Source organism: Faecalibacterium prausnitzii, assembly GCF_019967995.1.
GTDB lineage: Bacteria > Bacillota > Clostridia > Oscillospirales > Ruminococcaceae > Faecalibacterium > Faecalibacterium prausnitzii_E.
This window is the reverse complement of sequence record NZ_CP065377.1, coordinates 499,319-516,054: the sequence shown is the minus strand read 5'-3', so window position 1 is coordinate 516,054 and position 16,736 is coordinate 499,319. Positions and strand designations below refer to the sequence as shown.

Annotated in this window: 12 protein-coding genes and 1 other annotated feature; of the genes, 11 read left to right on the top strand and 1 reads right to left on the bottom strand. The window is 61.1% G+C overall.

Translation table 11 applies throughout. From position 1 onward, the window contains the following. Positions 1-266: 266 nt before the first annotated feature. From I5P96_RS02535 to ilvA, 8 genes are all read left to right on the top strand, one after another. Positions 267-1,556 carry an O-acetylhomoserine aminocarboxypropyltransferase/cysteine synthase family protein gene (locus I5P96_RS02535; RefSeq protein WP_223382959.1) on the top strand — a complete coding sequence of 430 codons (1,290 nt, stop codon included), beginning with the start codon at positions 267-269 and terminating at the stop codon, positions 1,554-1,556. Positions 1,557-1,798: 242 nt separating this feature from the next. Continuing rightward, a complete protein-coding gene (gene ftsH, locus I5P96_RS02530) occupies positions 1,799-3,619 on the top strand; it encodes an ATP-dependent zinc metalloprotease FtsH (RefSeq protein ID WP_097791410.1) in 1,821 nt (606 codons plus the stop codon). 95 nt (positions 3,620-3,714) lie between these two features. After that, complete coding sequence (locus I5P96_RS02525; protein WP_223382958.1) at positions 3,715-4,482, top strand: transcriptional regulator, IclR family protein; 768 nt, start codon at positions 3,715-3,717, stop codon at positions 4,480-4,482. A gap of 137 nt (positions 4,483-4,619) precedes the next feature. Beyond that, positions 4,620-4,878 (top strand) — a binding site (T-box leader). A 210-nt stretch (positions 4,879-5,088) separates the two neighbouring features. Further along, positions 5,089-6,741, top strand: coding sequence for a 2-isopropylmalate synthase (locus tag I5P96_RS02520; protein WP_223382957.1), 1,653 nt, complete (start codon positions 5,089-5,091; stop codon positions 6,739-6,741). 281 nt (positions 6,742-7,022) lie between these two features. Then, positions 7,023-8,282, top strand: a complete 1,260-nt coding sequence (gene leuC / locus I5P96_RS02515) for a 3-isopropylmalate dehydratase large subunit (RefSeq protein WP_097791412.1) — start codon at positions 7,023-7,025, stop codon at positions 8,280-8,282. 15 nt (positions 8,283-8,297) lie between these two features. Beyond that, entirely contained in the window at positions 8,298-8,783 is a 486-nt protein-coding gene (leuD, locus tag I5P96_RS02510; RefSeq protein WP_097791413.1) for a 3-isopropylmalate dehydratase small subunit, read from the top strand. A gap of 276 nt (positions 8,784-9,059) precedes the next feature. Then, positions 9,060-10,133, top strand: a complete 1,074-nt coding sequence (gene leuB, locus I5P96_RS02505; RefSeq protein WP_223382956.1) for a 3-isopropylmalate dehydrogenase — start codon at positions 9,060-9,062, stop codon at positions 10,131-10,133. A gap of 162 nt (positions 10,134-10,295) precedes the next feature. Then, entirely contained in the window at positions 10,296-11,501 is a 1,206-nt protein-coding gene (gene ilvA, locus I5P96_RS02500) for a threonine ammonia-lyase (protein WP_097791415.1), read from the top strand. Between the two features lie 53 nt (positions 11,502-11,554). On the opposite strand, the gene I5P96_RS02495 is transcribed toward ilvA, so the two are convergent. Next, on the bottom strand, positions 11,555-12,772 hold the full coding sequence (locus tag I5P96_RS02495; protein ID WP_223382955.1) for an ATP-binding protein: 1,218 nt from the start codon (positions 12,770-12,772) through the stop codon (positions 11,555-11,557). Between the two features lie 251 nt (positions 12,773-13,023). Here I5P96_RS02495 and ilvB point away from each other — a divergent pair, with 251 nt between their 5' ends. From ilvB to ilvC, 3 genes are all read left to right on the top strand, one after another. Continuing rightward, positions 13,024-14,688, top strand: a complete 1,665-nt coding sequence (gene ilvB / locus I5P96_RS02490; RefSeq protein ID WP_223382954.1) for a biosynthetic-type acetolactate synthase large subunit — start codon at positions 13,024-13,026, stop codon at positions 14,686-14,688. Positions 14,689-14,701: 13 nt separating this feature from the next. Then, complete coding sequence (gene ilvN, locus I5P96_RS02485) at positions 14,702-15,262, top strand: acetolactate synthase small subunit (RefSeq protein WP_223382953.1); 561 nt, start codon at positions 14,702-14,704, stop codon at positions 15,260-15,262. A gap of 203 nt (positions 15,263-15,465) precedes the next feature. Further along, on the top strand, positions 15,466-16,485 hold the full coding sequence (gene ilvC / locus I5P96_RS02480; protein ID WP_097791419.1) for a ketol-acid reductoisomerase: 1,020 nt from the start codon (positions 15,466-15,468) through the stop codon (positions 16,483-16,485). The last annotated feature ends 251 nt before the right edge of the window (positions 16,486-16,736 follow it).

Sequence of the window (16,736 nt, the reverse complement as noted above, 5' to 3'; positions counted from 1 at the left end):
TTCAGAGAAAGGAGGGCACTGCGATGTCGCTGATTTGGAAAAACCTGCTTCATGCAAACTTCCGTTGTGGGCGAATGTACACAGACCGGGCAGAATTCTGGACGAACTGCTGTGCTTTGCCCTCCGCTGGACGAATGTGTCCGTGCCGGTAAAGCCCCGAAACACGTCAGGATCTTCTTGCCCGGTGCGCTGTCTTGAGACCGCAGCGACCGGGATTTTTTGTAATAACAAATAATACTATTTGTACAAAGAGAGAGGCAATCAACATGTCTGACTATAAATTCGAGACCCTTCAGCTGCACGTTGGCCAGGAGCAGGCCGATCCCGCCACCGATTCCCGCGCCGTGCCCATCTACCAGACCACGTCCTACGTCTTCCGCAACAGCCAGCACGCCGCCGACCGCTTCGGTCTGGCTGACGCAGGCAACATCTATGGCCGCCTGACCAACTCCACCCAGGACGTCTTCGAGAAGCGCATCGCCGCGCTGGAAGGCGGCGTGGCTGCGCTGGCCACCGCTTCCGGTGCTGCCGCTATCAGCTACACCATCGAGGCTCTGGCACAGGCCGGTGACCACATCGTGGCCCAGAAGACCATCTACGGCGGCAGCTACAACCTGCTGGAGCACACCCTGACCCAGTTCGGCATCACCACCACCTTCGTGAACGCCCACGACCTGGCCGAGGTGGAGAACGCCATCCAGCCCAACACCAAGGCCGTCTATCTGGAGACCCTGGGCAACCCCAACAGCGACATCCCCGACATCGACGCCATCGCAGCCATCGCCCACAAGCATGGCCTGCCGCTGGTCATTGATAACACCTTTGGCACCCCGTATCTGATCCGCCCCATCGAGCACGGCGCAGACATCGTGGTCCACTCCGCCACCAAGTTCATCGGCGGCCACGGCACCACGCTGGGCGGCATCATCGTGGACAGCGGCAACTTCGACTGGAAAGCCAGCGGCCGTTATCCCAACATCGCCGCCCCCAACCCCAGCTACCACGGCGTCTCCTTTGCCGATGCCGCCGGCCCCGCCGCCTTTGTCACCTACATCCGCGCCATCCTGCTGCGCGATACCGGTGCCACCATCTCTCCGTTCAACGCATTCCTGCTGCTGCAGGGCACCGAGACTTTGAGCCTGCGCATCGAGCGCCACGTCGAGAATACCAAGAAGGTCGTCGCGTTCCTGGCCAACCATCCCCAGGTCGAGAAGGTCAACCATCCTTCCCTGCCCGACCACCCCGACCACGCGCTGTATCAGAAGTATTTCCCCAACGGCGGTGCCTCCATCTTTACCTTTCATATCAAGGGCGGCCGCGAGGAGGCCTTCAAGTTCATCGACAACCTGAAGATCTTCTCCCTGCTGGCCAATGTGGCCGACGTGAAGAGCCTGGTCATCCACCCGGCTTCCACCACCCACAGCCAGCTGAACGACGCCGAACTGGCCGAGCAGCAGATCTACCAGAACACCATCCGCCTGTCCATCGGCACCGAGCACATCGACGACATCCTTGCCGACCTCGAAGCCGGTTTTGCAGCCGTCCGCGGCGAGTAACCCTCCCCTGTTTGCCCGCTCGTGCGCTAGAACTCCCCCCATTCTCCGAATCCACTCTCCTTTTCTCCTAAAATGTGTGTGTGAACGAAAGGGTTTCTGCTCCCCGTGGGGCAGAGGCCCTTTTGTTCTGCACCTTTTGTGAACAAACCGCGAAGTTTTTGCAAAAAGGCGCTGGAAACGCTGGAACTGAACTTCGGTTGTGGTATCATAACAGCAGAGACCCTGAAAAAAGGAGGATCATCATGAAAGAAGTCAAAACGCCGAAAAAGCCGCTGGCCATCTATTACACCGTCGTGCTGCTGGTGCTTCTGCTCCTCAACCTCGTTCTGGTGCCGTGGATGAGCGAGCGTCAGGTCAAAGAGGTGGATTACGGCACCTTTATGAGCATGACCGAAGAAAAGAACATCGGCCGTGTGGACATTGAGAGCAACCAGATCATCTTTACCGACAAAGACGAGACCCAGGTCTACCGGACCGGCCTGATGAACGACCCCAGCCTCACCGAACGCCTGTATGACGCCGGGGCTGCGTTTTCCAGCGAGATCGTGGAGCAGACCTCGCCCATCCTCAGCTTCTTGCTCTGGTTCGTGCTGCCCATCGTCCTCTTCACCGCGCTGGGCAACTTTATGAACAAAAAGCTCATGGAAAAGATGGGCGGCCCCAACTCGATGATGTTCGGCGGCATGGGAAAATCCAATGCCAAGGTCTACGTCCAGTCCACCGAGGGCATCCATTTTGCGGATGTGGCCGGTGAGGATGAAGCCAAGGAGAACCTGCAGGAGGTCGTCAACTACCTGCACGACCCCAGCAAGTACAAGGACATCGGCGCCCAGATGCCCAAGGGCATCCTGCTCGTCGGCCCTCCGGGCACCGGCAAGACCATGCTGGCCAAGGCGGTGGCCGGTGAATCCAATGTGCCCTTCTTCTCCATGTCCGGCTCCGAATTCGTGGAGATGTTCGTGGGCATGGGCGCTTCCAAGGTGCGCGACCTGTTCAAACAGGCCAAGGAGAAAGCCCCCTGCATCGTCTTCATTGACGAGATCGACGCCATTGGCCAGAAGCGCAACAGCGGCCAGTACGGCGGCAACGATGAGCGCGAACAGACCCTGAACCAGCTGCTCACCGAGATGGACGGCTTTGAGGGCAACAACGGCGTCATCATTCTGGCAGCCACCAACCGCCCAGAGTCTCTGGACCCGGCTCTGACCCGCCCCGGCCGCTTTGACCGCCGCGTTCCCGTCGAGCTGCCCGACCTGAAGGGCCGCGAAGAGATTTTGAAAGTCCACGCCAAAAAGATCGCGCTGGCTCCCGGCGTTGATTTCAGTGTCGTGGCCCGGATGGCCTCCGGTGCGTCCGGTGCCGAGCTGGCCAACATCGTCAACGAGGCTGCGCTGCGGGCCGTCCGCGCGGGCCGCAAGAGCGTGACCCAGGCTGACCTCGAAGAGAGCATCGAAGTGGTCATTGCAGGCTACCAGAAGAAGAATTCCATCCTCACCGACAAGGAAAAGTGCATCGTGGCCTACCACGAGATCGGCCACGCGCTGGTCGCCGCCAAGCAGACCCACTCCGCGCCGGTGCAGAAGATCACCATCATCCCCCGCACCTCCGGCGCACTGGGCTTTACCATGCAGGTGGAAGAGGGCAACCACTACCTGATGGACAAGACCGAGCTGGAAAACAAGATCGCCACCCTGACCGGCGGCCGCGCTGCCGAGGAGGTCGCGTTCGGTTCCATCACCACCGGTGCTTCCAACGACATCGAGCAGGCCACCAAGCTGGCCCGCGCCATGCTCACCCGCTACGGCATGAGCGACGAGTTCGACATGGTGGCGCTGGAGACCGTGAACAACCAGTATCTGGGCGGCGACACCTCGCTGGCCTGCTCGGCCCAGACCCAGCGCGAGATCGACCAGAAGGTCGTGGAGCTGGTCAGGGCCCAGCACCAGAAGGCCATCCAGATCCTGACCGACAACCGCCAGAAGCTGGACGAGCTGGCCAAGTACCTCTACCAGAAAGAGACCATCACCGGCGATGAATTCATGGAGATCCTGGAGCGGGAATAATATTTTTTCCAGCGATGCTGCAATAATCCGTTTCTCCGGTTCGTATACAAGGCAGAACGGGCCGAACGAGCCCCTGAATCAGGAGGATATGATCCATGAAGATTTTGAATACGAAATTTGGCCGTCAGGCCATCGCCGCCGCCCTCATCCTGTCCGCCATGGCGTCCATGAGCCTCGGTGCGTTTGCCGCTGAGCCTTCCGCCGAAACGGCCGCAGACGAGGCAGTTGTAGCAGGCTATCTGCCCCCGCAGGACGAGAGCACCATGACCCAGGGCGACATCGCCCTGCACAGCAGCGATGCACAGACTACTGCCGAGCGTAACCCGAACTACGGCGGCTACGCCGCCCCGGTGGAAGACCCCATTCAGGGCAACGTCATGATGATCGCCGAGACCGGCGATGCGCAGACTTCGGAGTCGACGATCGCCTCCAACCCGGCCTATTCGGCCAGATACACCGTCAAGGGCCTGCTGGGCAAGCAGGTGCTCTATACCGCCTCGGTGAAGGATCAGGTTCTGACCCTCTCCGTCCCGGAGGATGTCGCCACCTTCCGCGCCACCGTCGGTGAGATGCGCAAGCTGATGGACAACGGGGTGCGCACCGTGGTCCTGACGACCAACAAGGCCTCCACCACCCTGAACCTGTCCTTGCTGTGCGAGGGCCAGAGCGACACCACCAAGGTCACCCTGCGCCACATCGGCAGTTCTGCCGTCCTCCATGTCGGCCTGCGCTGCCGCCGCGACCTGCTCGTCGGCCGTGACTCGAACTACGGCGGCTACGCCTCCCCGGTGGAAAATCCCATCCAGGGCAACGTCATGATGATCGACGAGACCGGCGATACACAGACTTCCGCTGGCCGCTGACCGGTTCCGGTGCATCGAAGAATGAAACCTGCCCGGAATTATCCGTCGAAAGTTGAATTTTCTTCATTCTGCATCTGAACCAAACTGCTTGACAGAGGCAGACCGGTCTGGTAAAATAAGCTCACTTTGAAACAAGCGCAAATGCGTTGACGGGGAAAAAACGAAGTGTTTTCTGCTTGCAGAGAGCCGCCGGGTGGTGCAAGACGGTGCGGGAAGCTTCGGTTACTGGCCCCTGAGCGGCAGGGCTGAAACCACAGTAGGCCCTGACGGATGCCCACCGTTACCGGGGCAGCGATTCGCCGCCAAAAGCCGATCGTGTGAGTGGCTGGTCTTGCCAGCAAAGAGAGTGGTACCACGGGTGCCCTGTAACAAAACTTACAGGCTCTCGTCTCTCAGAGGATTTCGTCCTTTGAGAGACGGGAGCCTTTTTTCGTTTGAGCAGCAGACTTACCCTTTCAGGCGCTTCGCGCCAGCTCCCCCAAAGGGGGGAGCTTCAAACCTCCCACTTCGGGGGAGGTGGCATTGCGAAGCAATGACGGAGAGGGACAAGGCCGCCTGCAAAAAGTGTTGAATGTAAGCTGATAGGAAGCCAGGAGGACAACGAATATGATGGACGCTACCAAGTACGCACCGGGGTATTACCCCGTACCGGCCGGTTACGACAGCTGGGTCAAAAAAGATCACATTGAACAGGCACCTGCATGGTGCAGCGTGGACCTGCGCGACGGCAACCAGGCACTGATCGTGCCCATGAGTCTGGAAGAGAAGCTGGAGTTCTTCCAGATGCTGGTCCGGATCGGCTTCAAGGAGATCGAGGTCGGCTTCCCTGCCGCCAGCGAGACCGAGTACGAGTTCCTGCGTACCCTCATCGAGAAGGATATGATCCCCGACGACGTCACCGTGCAGGTGCTGACCCAGTGCCGCGACCACATCATCCGCCGCACCTTCGAGGCCGTCAAGGGCGCACCCCGCGCGGTCATCCACTTCTACAACTCCACCTCCGTGGCCCAGCGTGAGCAGGTGTTCCATAAGAGCAAGGAAGAGATCAAGAAGATCGCCACCGACGGTGCCCGGCTGGTCAAGCAGCTCAGTCAGGAGTACGAGGGCAATTTCCTGTTCGAGTACAGCCCGGAGAGCTTCACCGGCACCGAGGTCGATTATGCCGTCGAGGTCTGCAACGCCGTGCTGGACATCATGGAGCCGACGCCCGACCGCCCGATGATCATCAACCTGCCCGTCACCGTTGAGATGAGCATGCCGCACGTCTACGCAAACCAGATCGAGTACTGCGACAAGCACCTCAAGCACCGCGACAGCGTCATCATCTCCACCCACCCCCACAACGACCGCGGCACCGGCGTGGCCTGCGCCGAGCTGGCCGTGCTGGCCGGTGCACAGCGCGTGGAGTGCTGCCTGTTCGGCAACGGCGAGCGCACCGGCAACGTCGATGCCGTCACTCTGGCCATGAACATGTACAGCCACGGCGTGGATCCCAAACTCGATTTCTCCAACATGCCGGACATCTGCGCCACCTATGAGCGTGTGACCCGGATGCACATCTACGAGCGCACCCCCTATGCGGGCCAGCTGGTCTTTGCGGCCTTCTCCGGCAGCCATCAGGACGCCATCGCCAAGGGCATGGCCTACCGCAAGGAGCACGGCGAACACCGCTGGACCTGCCCCTACATTCCCATCGACCCGCACGACATCGGCCGCACCTACGACGCCGACGTCATCCGCATCAACAGCCAGAGCGGCAAGGGCGGCATCGGCTTTGTGCTGGAGCAGAACTACGGCTACAACCTGCCCCCCAAGATGCGCGAAGACCTGGGCTACAAGGTCAAGAACGTCTCCGACCACAGCCACAAGGAGCTGAGCGCTTCTGAAGTGCTCCGCATCTTCGAGGAGAGTTTCCTCAATAAAAATAAGCCGCTCTCGGTCATCGAGGCACACTTCGCTCAGGTGGACGGCATCACCGCGACCGTCACGCTGGAGCTGAACGGCCAGCGCAAGGTCGTCACCTCGGTGGGCAACGGCCGTCTGGACGCCGTGGCCAACGCCATCCAGAGCGCGACCGGGATGGACTTCCACCTCGAAGCCTACTCCGAACACAGCCTGGACGAAGGCTCCACCTCCCGCGCTGCCTCCTATGTCGGCCTGGCCTGGGGCGATGGCAGCATGACCTGGGGTGCCGGCACCGACACCGACATCATCGTCGCCGGCATCAAGGCGCTGGTAAGTGCGATCAATCGTAAGTAAAAGGCCTTGCCCTCTCAGGCGCTTTGCGCCAGCTCCCCCAAAGGGGGAGCCTTTGGCAGACCGGTTTTGAAACTACTGACCAAGCAACGTTTTGCTGCACCGGAGCCATCCAGACTCCGCAGCAAAGGCCAGCTGCCGCTGCCAACGAGAACAAGGCCCGGCTGTAGAAGAACAACGCGCAGACCTGCCCGACTCGCCAGTGGCTCCCACTCTGGGGGAGCTGTCTGCGAAGCAGACTGAGAGGGCAAACAGCAGATATCATATAAAAGGAGAGTACCACCATGGGAATGACCCTGACGCAGAAGATTTTAGCCGCACATGCCGGTCTGGCCGAGGTCAAGGCAGGCCAGCTCATCAACGCAAAGCTGGATCTCGTGCTGGGCAACGACATCACCACCCCCGTTGCCATCAACGAGTTCGAGAAAGCAGGCTTTGACGGCGTGTTCGACAAAGAGCACATCGCCATCGTGCTGGACCACTTCGTCCCCAACAAGGATATCAAGAGCGCCACCCAGTCCAAGCAGTGCCGTGAGTTCGCCAACAAATACGACATCCTCAATTTCTACGATGTCGGTCAGATGGGCATTGAACACGCCCTCCTGCCCGAAAAAGGCATCGTGACCGCCGGTGACTGCGTCATCGGTGCCGACAGCCACACCTGCACCTACGGTGCGCTGGGTGCCTTCTCCACTGGCGTTGGCTCCACCGACATGGCTGCGGGCATGGCCACCGGCATGGCATGGTTCAAGGTGCCTGCCGCCATCCGGTTCGTGCTCAAGGGCAAGTTCGGCCCCCGCGTCTCCGGCAAGGACCTCATCCTCCACATCATCGGTCAGATCGGCGTGGACGGCGCGCTGTACAAGTCCATGGAGTTCACCGGCCCCGGCGTGGCTTCCCTGACCATGGACGACCGCCTGTGCGTCTGCAACATGGCCATCGAGGCCGGTGCCAAGAACGGCATCTTCCCCGTGGACGAGACCACCAGAGCCTACCTCAAGGGCCGCAGCCAGCGCGAGCCGGTCTTCTACGAGGCCGACCCGGATGCCGTGTACGAGCAGACCATCGAGATCGACCTTTCCCAGCTCGAACCCACCGTCAGCTACCCCCATCTGCCGGAGAACACCCACCCCGCCGCCGAGGGCAAAACGATCAAAATTGACCAGGTCGTCATCGGCAGCTGCACCAACGGCCGCCTGGAAGACATGGAGGCCGCCTACAACATCCTCAAGGGCCGACACATCGCCAAGGGGGTGCGCGGCATCATCATCCCCGCCACCATGGCCGTTTACAAGGAGTGCATCCTGCGCGGCTGGACCACCGCCTTCATTGATGCGGGCTGCATCGTCTCCACCCCCACCTGCGGCCCCTGCCTGGGCGGCTACATGGGCATTCTGGCCGAGGGCGAACGCTGCGTCTCTACCACCAACCGCAACTTCGTGGGCCGCATGGGCCATGTGAAGAGCGAGGTCTATCTGGCATCCCCGGCCACCGCCGCCGCCAGCGCCCTCACCGGCTATATCACCGACCCCCGCACGGTCTAAGAGAGGAGAAACACCATGAACAACGCAAACGGCTCCGTTTTCAAATACCCGGACAATGTGGACACCGACGTCATCATCCCGGCCCGCTACCTGAACACCCCCGATGCCAAAGAGCTGGCCGCCCACTGCATGGAGGACATCGACAAGGACTTCGTGCACAATGTCCACGCGGGCGACATCATGGTCGGCGGCTGGAACTTCGGCTGCGGCTCCTCCCGTGAGCACGCCCCGCTGGCCATCAAGACCGCCGGCATCTCGGTGGTCATCGCCAAGAGCTTTGCCCGCATCTTCTACCGCAACAGCATCAACATCGGCCTGCCCATCATGGAGTGCCCCGAAGCCGCCGACGCCATCGCCGCAGGCGACGAGGTCCATGTGGACTTCGACACCGGCGTCATCACCGACAAGACCACCGGCCAGACCTTCCAGGCCGAACCCTTCCCTCCCTTTATCCAGAAGATCATCGCCGACGGCGGCCTGATGAAGTCGCTGACGAAGTGACCCTCTCAGGCACTTCGTGCCAGCTCCCCCGAAGGGGGAGCCTTTGGCAGGCCGGTCTTGAAAATGCTGACCAGACAACGTTTTTCTACACCGGAAGCCTCCGGGCTCCGCAGCAAAGGCCAGCCGCTGCTGCCAATGAGGACAGGGCCCACATAGACCGACCCGAAATCAAACCCAAGCAGTCCGCACGACTGTATCGTTCTGCCAATGGCTCTCCCTTTGGGAGAGCTGTCGAGCAAAGCGAGACTGAGAGGGATCAGCCGAAAGGAGAACCCAATGGAAAAAAACATTGCTGTCATCTGGGGCGACTGCTCCAGCCCGGAGATCGTGAAGCAGACGCTCCGCGTCCTCGATCAAGTGGCCGAGAAGTATGGCCACACCTTCCACTACACCGATGCTGCCATGGGCGGCGAGGCCATCGACAAATACGGCGACCCGCTCCCCCAGCACGAGCTGGACAAGTGCCTGGCTGCGGACAGCGTCCTGCTGGGTGCCGTGGGCGGCCCCAAGTGGGAGGGCCTGCCCGGTGAGCAGCGCCCCGAAAAGGGCCTGCTCCGCCTGCGCGCCGGGATGGGGCTGTACGCCAACAACCGCCCGGCCAAGATCTGGCCCCAGCTGGCCCCGGCCAGCCCCCTGAAGCCGGAGATCGTGGCCCAGGGCATCGACTTTCTCATCGTGCGGGAGCTCATCGGCGGCGTGTACTTCGGCTCGCACGAGACCCACACCCTCGAAAACGGCGAGAAGCAGGCCATCGACTCCATGCCCTACGCAGAGCACGAGATCGAGCGCATCGGCCGCATCGGCTTCGAGACGGCCCGAAAGCGCCGCAAGAAGCTCTGCTGCGTGGACAAGGCCAACGTGCTGGACACCAGCCGCCTCTGGCGCTCGGTCATGCACCGGCTGCAGGCCGAATATCCGGACGTCGCGTACAGTGAGATGTTCGTGGACAACTGCGCCATGCAGATTGTCAAGAACCCCGCGCAGTTCGACGTCATCGTCACCGAGAACATGTTCGGCGACATCCTTTCCGACGAGGCTTCGATGATCACCGGCTCCATCGGCATGATCCCTTCCTCCTCGCTGGGCGACGGCACCCGCGGCCTGTATGAGCCCATCCACGGCTCCGCCCCCGATATTGCCGGCAAGGACATCGTCAACCCCACCGCCTGCATCCTCTCCGCCGCCATGATGCTGCGTTACTCCTTCGGTCTGGCCGAGGAAGCGGACGCCATTGAGAACGCGGTGAGCAAGGTGCTGGACAAGGGCATCCGCACCGCCGACAACATGAGCGACGGCTGCACCTGTGTCGGCTGCTCCGGTATGGGCGACGCCATTCTGGCCGAGATCTGAACCTCTGCAAAAAGCGACGCCGCACGGCGTCGCTTTTTTGCGGTTCCTGGCGCTTCGTCACCCCAGCCGGTCAAATCGTGAAATCCTTTCATTTGACAAAAGACTTTTGGTATCCTATACTTGATTGCATCACATTTATGGAACAAAGGATAGGAACGAACGATGTTGACTCTGGATAAAGTTTACCATGCCGCTTTTGTGCTCAAGGATGTTGCCCGCAAGACCGACCTCATCGAGGCCCCCAAGCTCTCCAAGGACTGCCAGCTCTACCTGAAGACCGAGAACCTGCAGGCCACCGGCAGCTTCAAGGTGCGCGGTGCCTATTATAAGATCAGCCAGCTTTCCAAAGAGGAGAGCGAAAAGGGCGTCATCGCCTGCTCGGCAGGCAACCACGCCCAGGGCGTGGCGCTGGCCGCGACCCGCCGGGGCATCAAAAGCATCGTCTGTATGCCGGACGGTGCGCCCATCATGAAGGTGGAGAACACCAAGAGCCTGGGCGCGGAGGTCTGCCTTGTGCCCGGCACCTACGACGACGCCCACGACAAGGCCGTCGAGCTGCAGGCCGAGACCGGCATGACCTTCATTCACCCCTACGACGACGAACAGGTCATCGCGGGTCAGGGCACCATCGGTCTGGAGATCTTGGACCAGCTGCCCGATGTGGATGCGGTCATCGTGCCTGTGGGCGGCGGCGGCCTCATCTCCGGCGTGGCCTTTGCCATCAAGAGCCTCAAGCCGGACGTCAAGGTCTACGGCGTTCAGGCCGAGGGTGCCCCCAGCATGTACCGCTCCCTCCACGAGCACAAATACCAGACCCTCTCCGCTGCCTCCACCTTCGCGGACGGCATCCAGGTCAAGACCCCCGGTGAGCTGACTTACCAGCTCTGCGAGGAGTATGTGGACGATATCGTGACCGTGACCGAGGACGAGACCGCAGCCGCCATCCTCTCCCTGATGGAGAACCAGAAGCTCGTCGCTGAGGGGGCCGGTGCAGTGCCCGTGGCGGCCGCCCTCTTCCACAAGCTGCCCATCGAGGGCAAAAAGGTCGTCTGCGTCATCTCCGGCGGCAACATCGACGTGAACATCCTCAACCGCGTCATCACCCGCGGTCTGGTCATGAGCGGCCGCAAAGCCAACCTGACCATCGCACTGGAGGACAAGCCCGGCCAGCTCAAGAAGGTGGCCGAGATCGTCTCCCGCTGCGGCAGCAACGTCGTCTCCGTCCTGCACGATGGCTCCGACCCCAACATGCCCATCTCCAGCTGCTTCCTCAAACTGGCATTGGAGACCCGCGACCATGCGCAGATCGAGCAGATCCGCACGGAGCTGACCAAGGCCGGTTTCCAGCTCGTCGCCGAGCGCGTTTGATTTTATTGCAAGAAAGGCAGTGCCCGCATGGGCACTGCCTTTCTTGCTTGTTCTTACTTCTGTACGCCGCTCTCGCACTGCTCGATGAACTGTTTGGCCACGCGGGGGCTGCGGCCACCGGCGCGGATGGCGAACGCCTCGGCCTTGACGAGGAGCTGGTCCATCGGCATCCGGATGTCGTGCTGTCTGGCCAGCTCGGTGAGGATGGCCTCGAAGCGGGCCTTTTCGGGCCGCTGGAAGGTCACGGTGAGGCCGAAGCGGGCCGACAGGCTCATCAGCTCCTGCCGGGTGTCGGCCTCGTGGATGTCATCACCGGTGCGGTCGGTCATAGTCTCCTTGATGAGGTGGCGGCGGTTGGAGGTCGCATAGACTGCAATGTTTCTGGCCCGGCCGCCCACGCTGCCTTCGAGGATGGCCTTGAGGGCTGCGAAGTTGTCGTCGTTGGCGGTGAAGCTCAGGTCGTCGATGAAGAAGATGAACTTGAGCGGGTTCGCCGCCAGCTTGTCCATCAGGTCGGGGATCTGATAGAGCTGGTTCTTCTTGACTTCCACCAGACGCAGGCCGTCGGGCGCGAACTCATTGGCGATGGCCTTGACCGCGCTCGATTTGCCGGTGCCCGCGTCACCGTACAGCAGGACGTTGTTGGCCGGCATCCCGGCCAGCAGGGCTTTGGTGTTGGCGATGACCTTTTCCCGCTCGCCCTCGTAACCGGGCAGTTCGGACAGGCGCTGGGGGTCCGGGTACTTGACCGGCACCAGACGCCCGTTCTCCACCGTGAAGACATGGTGTTTGGCAAACATGCCGTAACCCTTTTTCCCGGCCTCCTGCATCCGCTGGGCGTAAGCCGCTGCCAGGTCGATGTCCTTCGTCTCCCACCGGGGCAGGAAGGCCAGTTCCGGCCGCTGGGCCTGTTCGGAATAAGCCGTCTGGAACAGCTCATCCAGCGTCAGGCGGCAAAGCTCCTGCAAAAAGCGCAGTTCACTGTCCAGTGCCTTTTGCATCACCGGCGCGATGCCGCCCGCCGCAGCCTGCCGCACACAGACCGTCTCGGTCTCCAGCACCGCATTGGCAAGATACTCGCCCAGATTGGTGGTCTGCTCGAACAACGCCGCCTCAAAGGCCGCCACGGCGTCGCACACCGGGCCCATGCTGCGGGTTCCCGCTTCCATCCGGTCGGTCAGGTCCAATAATTTGGCCACCACCGGGTCTTCCAGCAGGGCGCGGAAGATCACAAGCCCGTGCAGCCGGGCGTTCCATTCACGAAGTTTCATAGCCTTTTCCCTCTTATATTTAACGAATGTACCAAAATTATACCGCTGCTGCAGGCTCAGTGCAACCCTGTGTTTAATTATCTTCATCTTTCGGGTGATTCACTTTACAAATCATTGTTTGACATCTGACCGATTTATAGTATAATTGACCCAACGTTCCATCGAGGATGCAGGATGCGAAATTTGACGTATCTGAGGGAATTTTGAAAGTGTAGAGTTGGAAAAGAGACAGGAAACAGGAGAGACAAGACATGCAGTTGAATGGTTCGCAGATTTTTGTTGAGGTGCTCTGCGAGCAGGGGGTGGATACCATCTTCGGTTACCCCGGCGGCGCAGTGCTGAACCTTTACGATGAGCTGTACAAGAACGCCGACCACATCACCCATGTGCTGACCGCCCACGAGCAGGGCGCCTCCCATGCGGCAGACGGTTATGCCCGCGCCACCGGCCGTACCGGCGTGGTGCTGGCCACCAGCGGGCCGGGTGCCACCAACCTCGTCACCGGCATTGCCACGGCCTACATGGACTCGGTGCCCATGGTCGCCTTCACCGGCAACGTCACCACGGCGGGCCTTGGCAAGGACAGCTTTCAGGAAGCCTACATCGAGGGCATCACGATGCCCATCACTAAGCACAATTTCACGGTGCGCAGGGTCGAAGACCTGGCCGACACCATGCGGGCCGCGTTCCGCATTGCGCAGAGCGGCCGCAAAGGCCCCGTCCTCGTGGACATCCCCAAGGATGTGACCGCTGCGGTCTGCGAGTTCACCCCCAAGCAGCCGGAAAAGATCCGCACCGTGACCACGTACAACGAAGAACAGGTCAAGTGGGCCGCCGACCTCATCAATGCGGCCAAGCGGCCTCTGGTCTACTTTGGCGGCGGTGTGCGGAGCGCAGCCTCCTGCCAGCCCCTGCGGGACCTCATCCACAAAGCAGAGATCCCCGCCACCTACACCCTGATGGCGGCAGGCGTCGTGCCCTACGGCGACCCGATGAACATCGGCATGGTGGGAATGCACGGCTGCTACACCTCCAACCGGGCCGTGGCCGACTGCGATGTCCTCATCGCGCTGGGCACCCGCTTCTCGGACCGTGTGGCCCTGAACCCCAAGACCTTTGCGAAAAATGCCACCATCATCCAGATCGACATCGACCCCAGCGAGCTGGGCAAGAACGTGGATGTGGATCTGGCCATCTCCGGCGATGCCGCCTACGTTCTGGGCGGGATGCTCCCCCTCATCCAGGAGGCAAAGCACCCGGAGTGGATGGCCATGATCCGCGAGTGGCAGGCGCAGGATTATCATCCCGTGTCCGACGCGTCCCGCCTGATGCCCCATCAGGTCATCGGCGAGGTGTGCAGCCAGTGCGGCCCGGAGGCCGTCTACGTCACCGACGTGGGCCAGCACCAGATGTGGGCGGCGCAGTACATCCGCCACACCAAGAGCCGCGGCTTCATCACCAGCGGCGGTCTGGGCACCATGGGCTTCGGCTACGGTGCCGCCATCGGCGCACAGATGGCGCTGGGCCGCGACCAGCGGGTGGTCATGTTCACGGGCGACGGCTCCTTCCACATGAACCTCAACGAGGCCTGCACGGCGGTCAGCTACGAGCTGCCCATCATCACGGTCATCTTCAACAACCAGGTGCTGGGCATGGTCCGCCAGTGGCAGAGCGCGTTCTACGGCAAGCGCTACTCCCAGACCGACCCCCACCGCCACACCGACTTCGTCAAGCTGGCCGAGGGCTTTGGCCTGAAGGGATACCGCTGCCAGAATCTCACCGAGTTCCAGTCTGCCTTTGCCGAAGCGATGAAGCGCAAAGGCCCCACCTGGATCGAGTGCATCATCGACAAGGACGAAAAGGTCCTGCCCATGATCCCCGGCGGCGGCGACATCAACGATATCATCATGAAGTAAGGAGGAACGCACCATGGAATCCAAACGCAGAGTCATCAGTCTGCTGGTGGACAACCAGAGCGGCGTTCTGGCCCGTGTGTCCAACCTGTTCTGCCGCCGCGGCTTCAACATCGACAGCCTGACCGTTTCCGCCACCAACGATCCCACCGTCAGCCGCATCACGGTCGCGGTGTCCGGCACCGAAAAGGAGCTGAACCAGCTCATTCTCCAGACCGAGCGGCTGGAAGTCACCCGCCAGGTCTTCGTGCTCGACCACGAGAACGCGCTGGAGCGGGAGCTGCTGCTGCTCAAGGTCGCCGCCGATGTCCACAACCGCGCGGAGCTGCGGGAGGTGGGCAGCATCTACAAGGCCAAGATCATCGACCTGTCCCCGGACAGCATGGTCTTTGAACTGATCGGCAAGCCCGAAAAGATCGATGCCTTCCTGAAGATGTTCGCGGATTACACCATCCTCGAACTGTGCCGTACCGGCGTCACCGCGCTGGAACGCGGCGGGATGCACCAGCACATACAGAAACCCTCGCAGGAAGTGCGCGACGTGCAGCTGCCCCTGCCGGGAACGACGTGCCACTAACACGTTTTTGACCCTCTCCGTCAGCGCTTACGCGCTGCCACCTCTCCCGAAGGGCGAGGTTTTTGCAGGGACGGAAACATTCGCACAAAAGCTCTCCCTTTGGGAGAGCTGGCGAGCAACGCGAGACTGAGAGGGTTTCACCCAGTTTTCAAATCAACCGAATATAAAATCCAAACAGAAAAAGCAAAAGGAGAACAACTACCATGGCCATCAAGAAATATTACGATTCCGACTGCAACCTCGGTGTGCTGGACGGCAAGACCGTCGCTGTCATCGGTTTCGGCAGCCAGGGCCACGCCCATTCCGAGAATCTGGCTGAGAGCGGCGTCAACGTCGTCGTCGGCCTGCGCAAAGGCTCTGCACACTGGGAGAAGGCTTCCGAGTTCGCCGCCACCCACGACAACTTCAAGGTCATGGAAGTCGAAGAGGCTGCCAAGGCGGGCGACGTCGTCATGATGCTGGTGCCCGATGAGCTGTGCGCCGACATCTACAACAAGCAGGTCGCACCCTACATGACCGAGGGCAAGGCTCTGGCCTTTGCACACGGCTTCAACATCCACTTCAAGACCATCACCGCACCCAAGAATGTGGACGTCATCATGATCGCACCCAAGGGCCCCGGCCACATCGTCCGCCGCCTGTACACCGAGGGCGAGGGCTGCCCCTCTCTGATCTGCGTAGAGCAGGACTACACCGGCAAGGCCAAGGACATTGCTCTGGCTTACGCTTCCGGCATCGGTGCCGGCCGTGCAGGCATCCTGCAGACCACCTTCAAGGAGGAGACCGAGACCGACCTGTTCGGTGAGCAGGCCGTTCTGTGCGGCGGTGTCTCCGAGCTGATCCACGCCGGTTTCGATACGCTGGTCGAGGCTGGCTACGAGCCGGAGATGGCTTACTTCGAGACCTGCCACGAGATGAAGCTGATCGTTGACCTGATCAACGAGGGCGGCTTCTCCAAGATGCGCTACTCCATCTCCAACACCGCAGAGTATGGCGACTACCGCACCGGCAAGCGCCTGATCACCGCTGAGACCCGCAAGGAGATGAAGAAGGTCCTGACCGAGATCCAGGACGGCACCTTCGCCTCTGAGTTCCTGACCGAGATGAGCCCCAACGGCGGCCGCAAGGTCCACTTCCTGGCAAAGCGCCGCATGGAAGCCGAGCTGCCCATCGAAAAGGTCGGCGCAGAGCTGCGCAGCATGATGAGCTGGCTGAAGAAGTAAACCCTCTCAGGCGCTTCGCGCCAGCTCTCCCGAAGGGCGAGTCGCTGGCGTATCGGCAAAGTTCCTGCTGAACGATTTGAATTTCATTTTCCTATAAAGCGCCGGGCGCTGTTCTCTCACCCAGCAGCATCAAGTCTGCTGTTGTTGATAAGGAGAGCGGGGCCCGGCATTTTGTGATAAACACCCTTGGCTTGCCCGGCGTGCCAATGGCTCCCCCTTCGGGGGAGCTGGCAACGCCGTCAGGCGTTGAC

Excerpts from the sequence above, each read along its gene's own strand:
- ilvB (WP_223382954.1), top strand. The coding sequence starts at position 13,024 with ATGCAGTTGAATGGTTCGCAGATTTTTGTTGAGGTGCTCTGCGAGCAG.
- I5P96_RS02520 (WP_223382957.1), top strand. The coding sequence starts at position 5,089 with ATGATGGACGCTACCAAGTACGCACCGGGGTATTACCCCGTACCGGCC.
- ilvN (WP_223382953.1), top strand. The coding sequence starts at position 14,702 with ATGGAATCCAAACGCAGAGTCATCAGTCTGCTGGTGGACAACCAGAGC.
- I5P96_RS02525 (WP_223382958.1), top strand. The coding sequence starts at position 3,715 with ATGAAGATTTTGAATACGAAATTTGGCCGTCAGGCCATCGCCGCCGCC.
- leuB (WP_223382956.1), top strand. The coding sequence starts at position 9,060 with ATGGAAAAAAACATTGCTGTCATCTGGGGCGACTGCTCCAGCCCGGAG.
- leuD (WP_097791413.1), top strand. The coding sequence starts at position 8,298 with ATGAACAACGCAAACGGCTCCGTTTTCAAATACCCGGACAATGTGGAC.
- leuC (WP_097791412.1), top strand. The coding sequence starts at position 7,023 with ATGGGAATGACCCTGACGCAGAAGATTTTAGCCGCACATGCCGGTCTG.
- ilvC (WP_097791419.1), top strand. The coding sequence starts at position 15,466 with ATGGCCATCAAGAAATATTACGATTCCGACTGCAACCTCGGTGTGCTG.
- I5P96_RS02495 (WP_223382955.1), bottom strand. The coding sequence starts at position 12,772 with ATGAAACTTCGTGAATGGAACGCCCGGCTGCACGGGCTTGTGATCTTC.
- I5P96_RS02535 (WP_223382959.1), top strand. The coding sequence starts at position 267 with ATGTCTGACTATAAATTCGAGACCCTTCAGCTGCACGTTGGCCAGGAG.
- ilvA (WP_097791415.1), top strand. The coding sequence starts at position 10,296 with ATGTTGACTCTGGATAAAGTTTACCATGCCGCTTTTGTGCTCAAGGAT.
- ftsH (WP_097791410.1), top strand. The coding sequence starts at position 1,799 with ATGAAAGAAGTCAAAACGCCGAAAAAGCCGCTGGCCATCTATTACACC.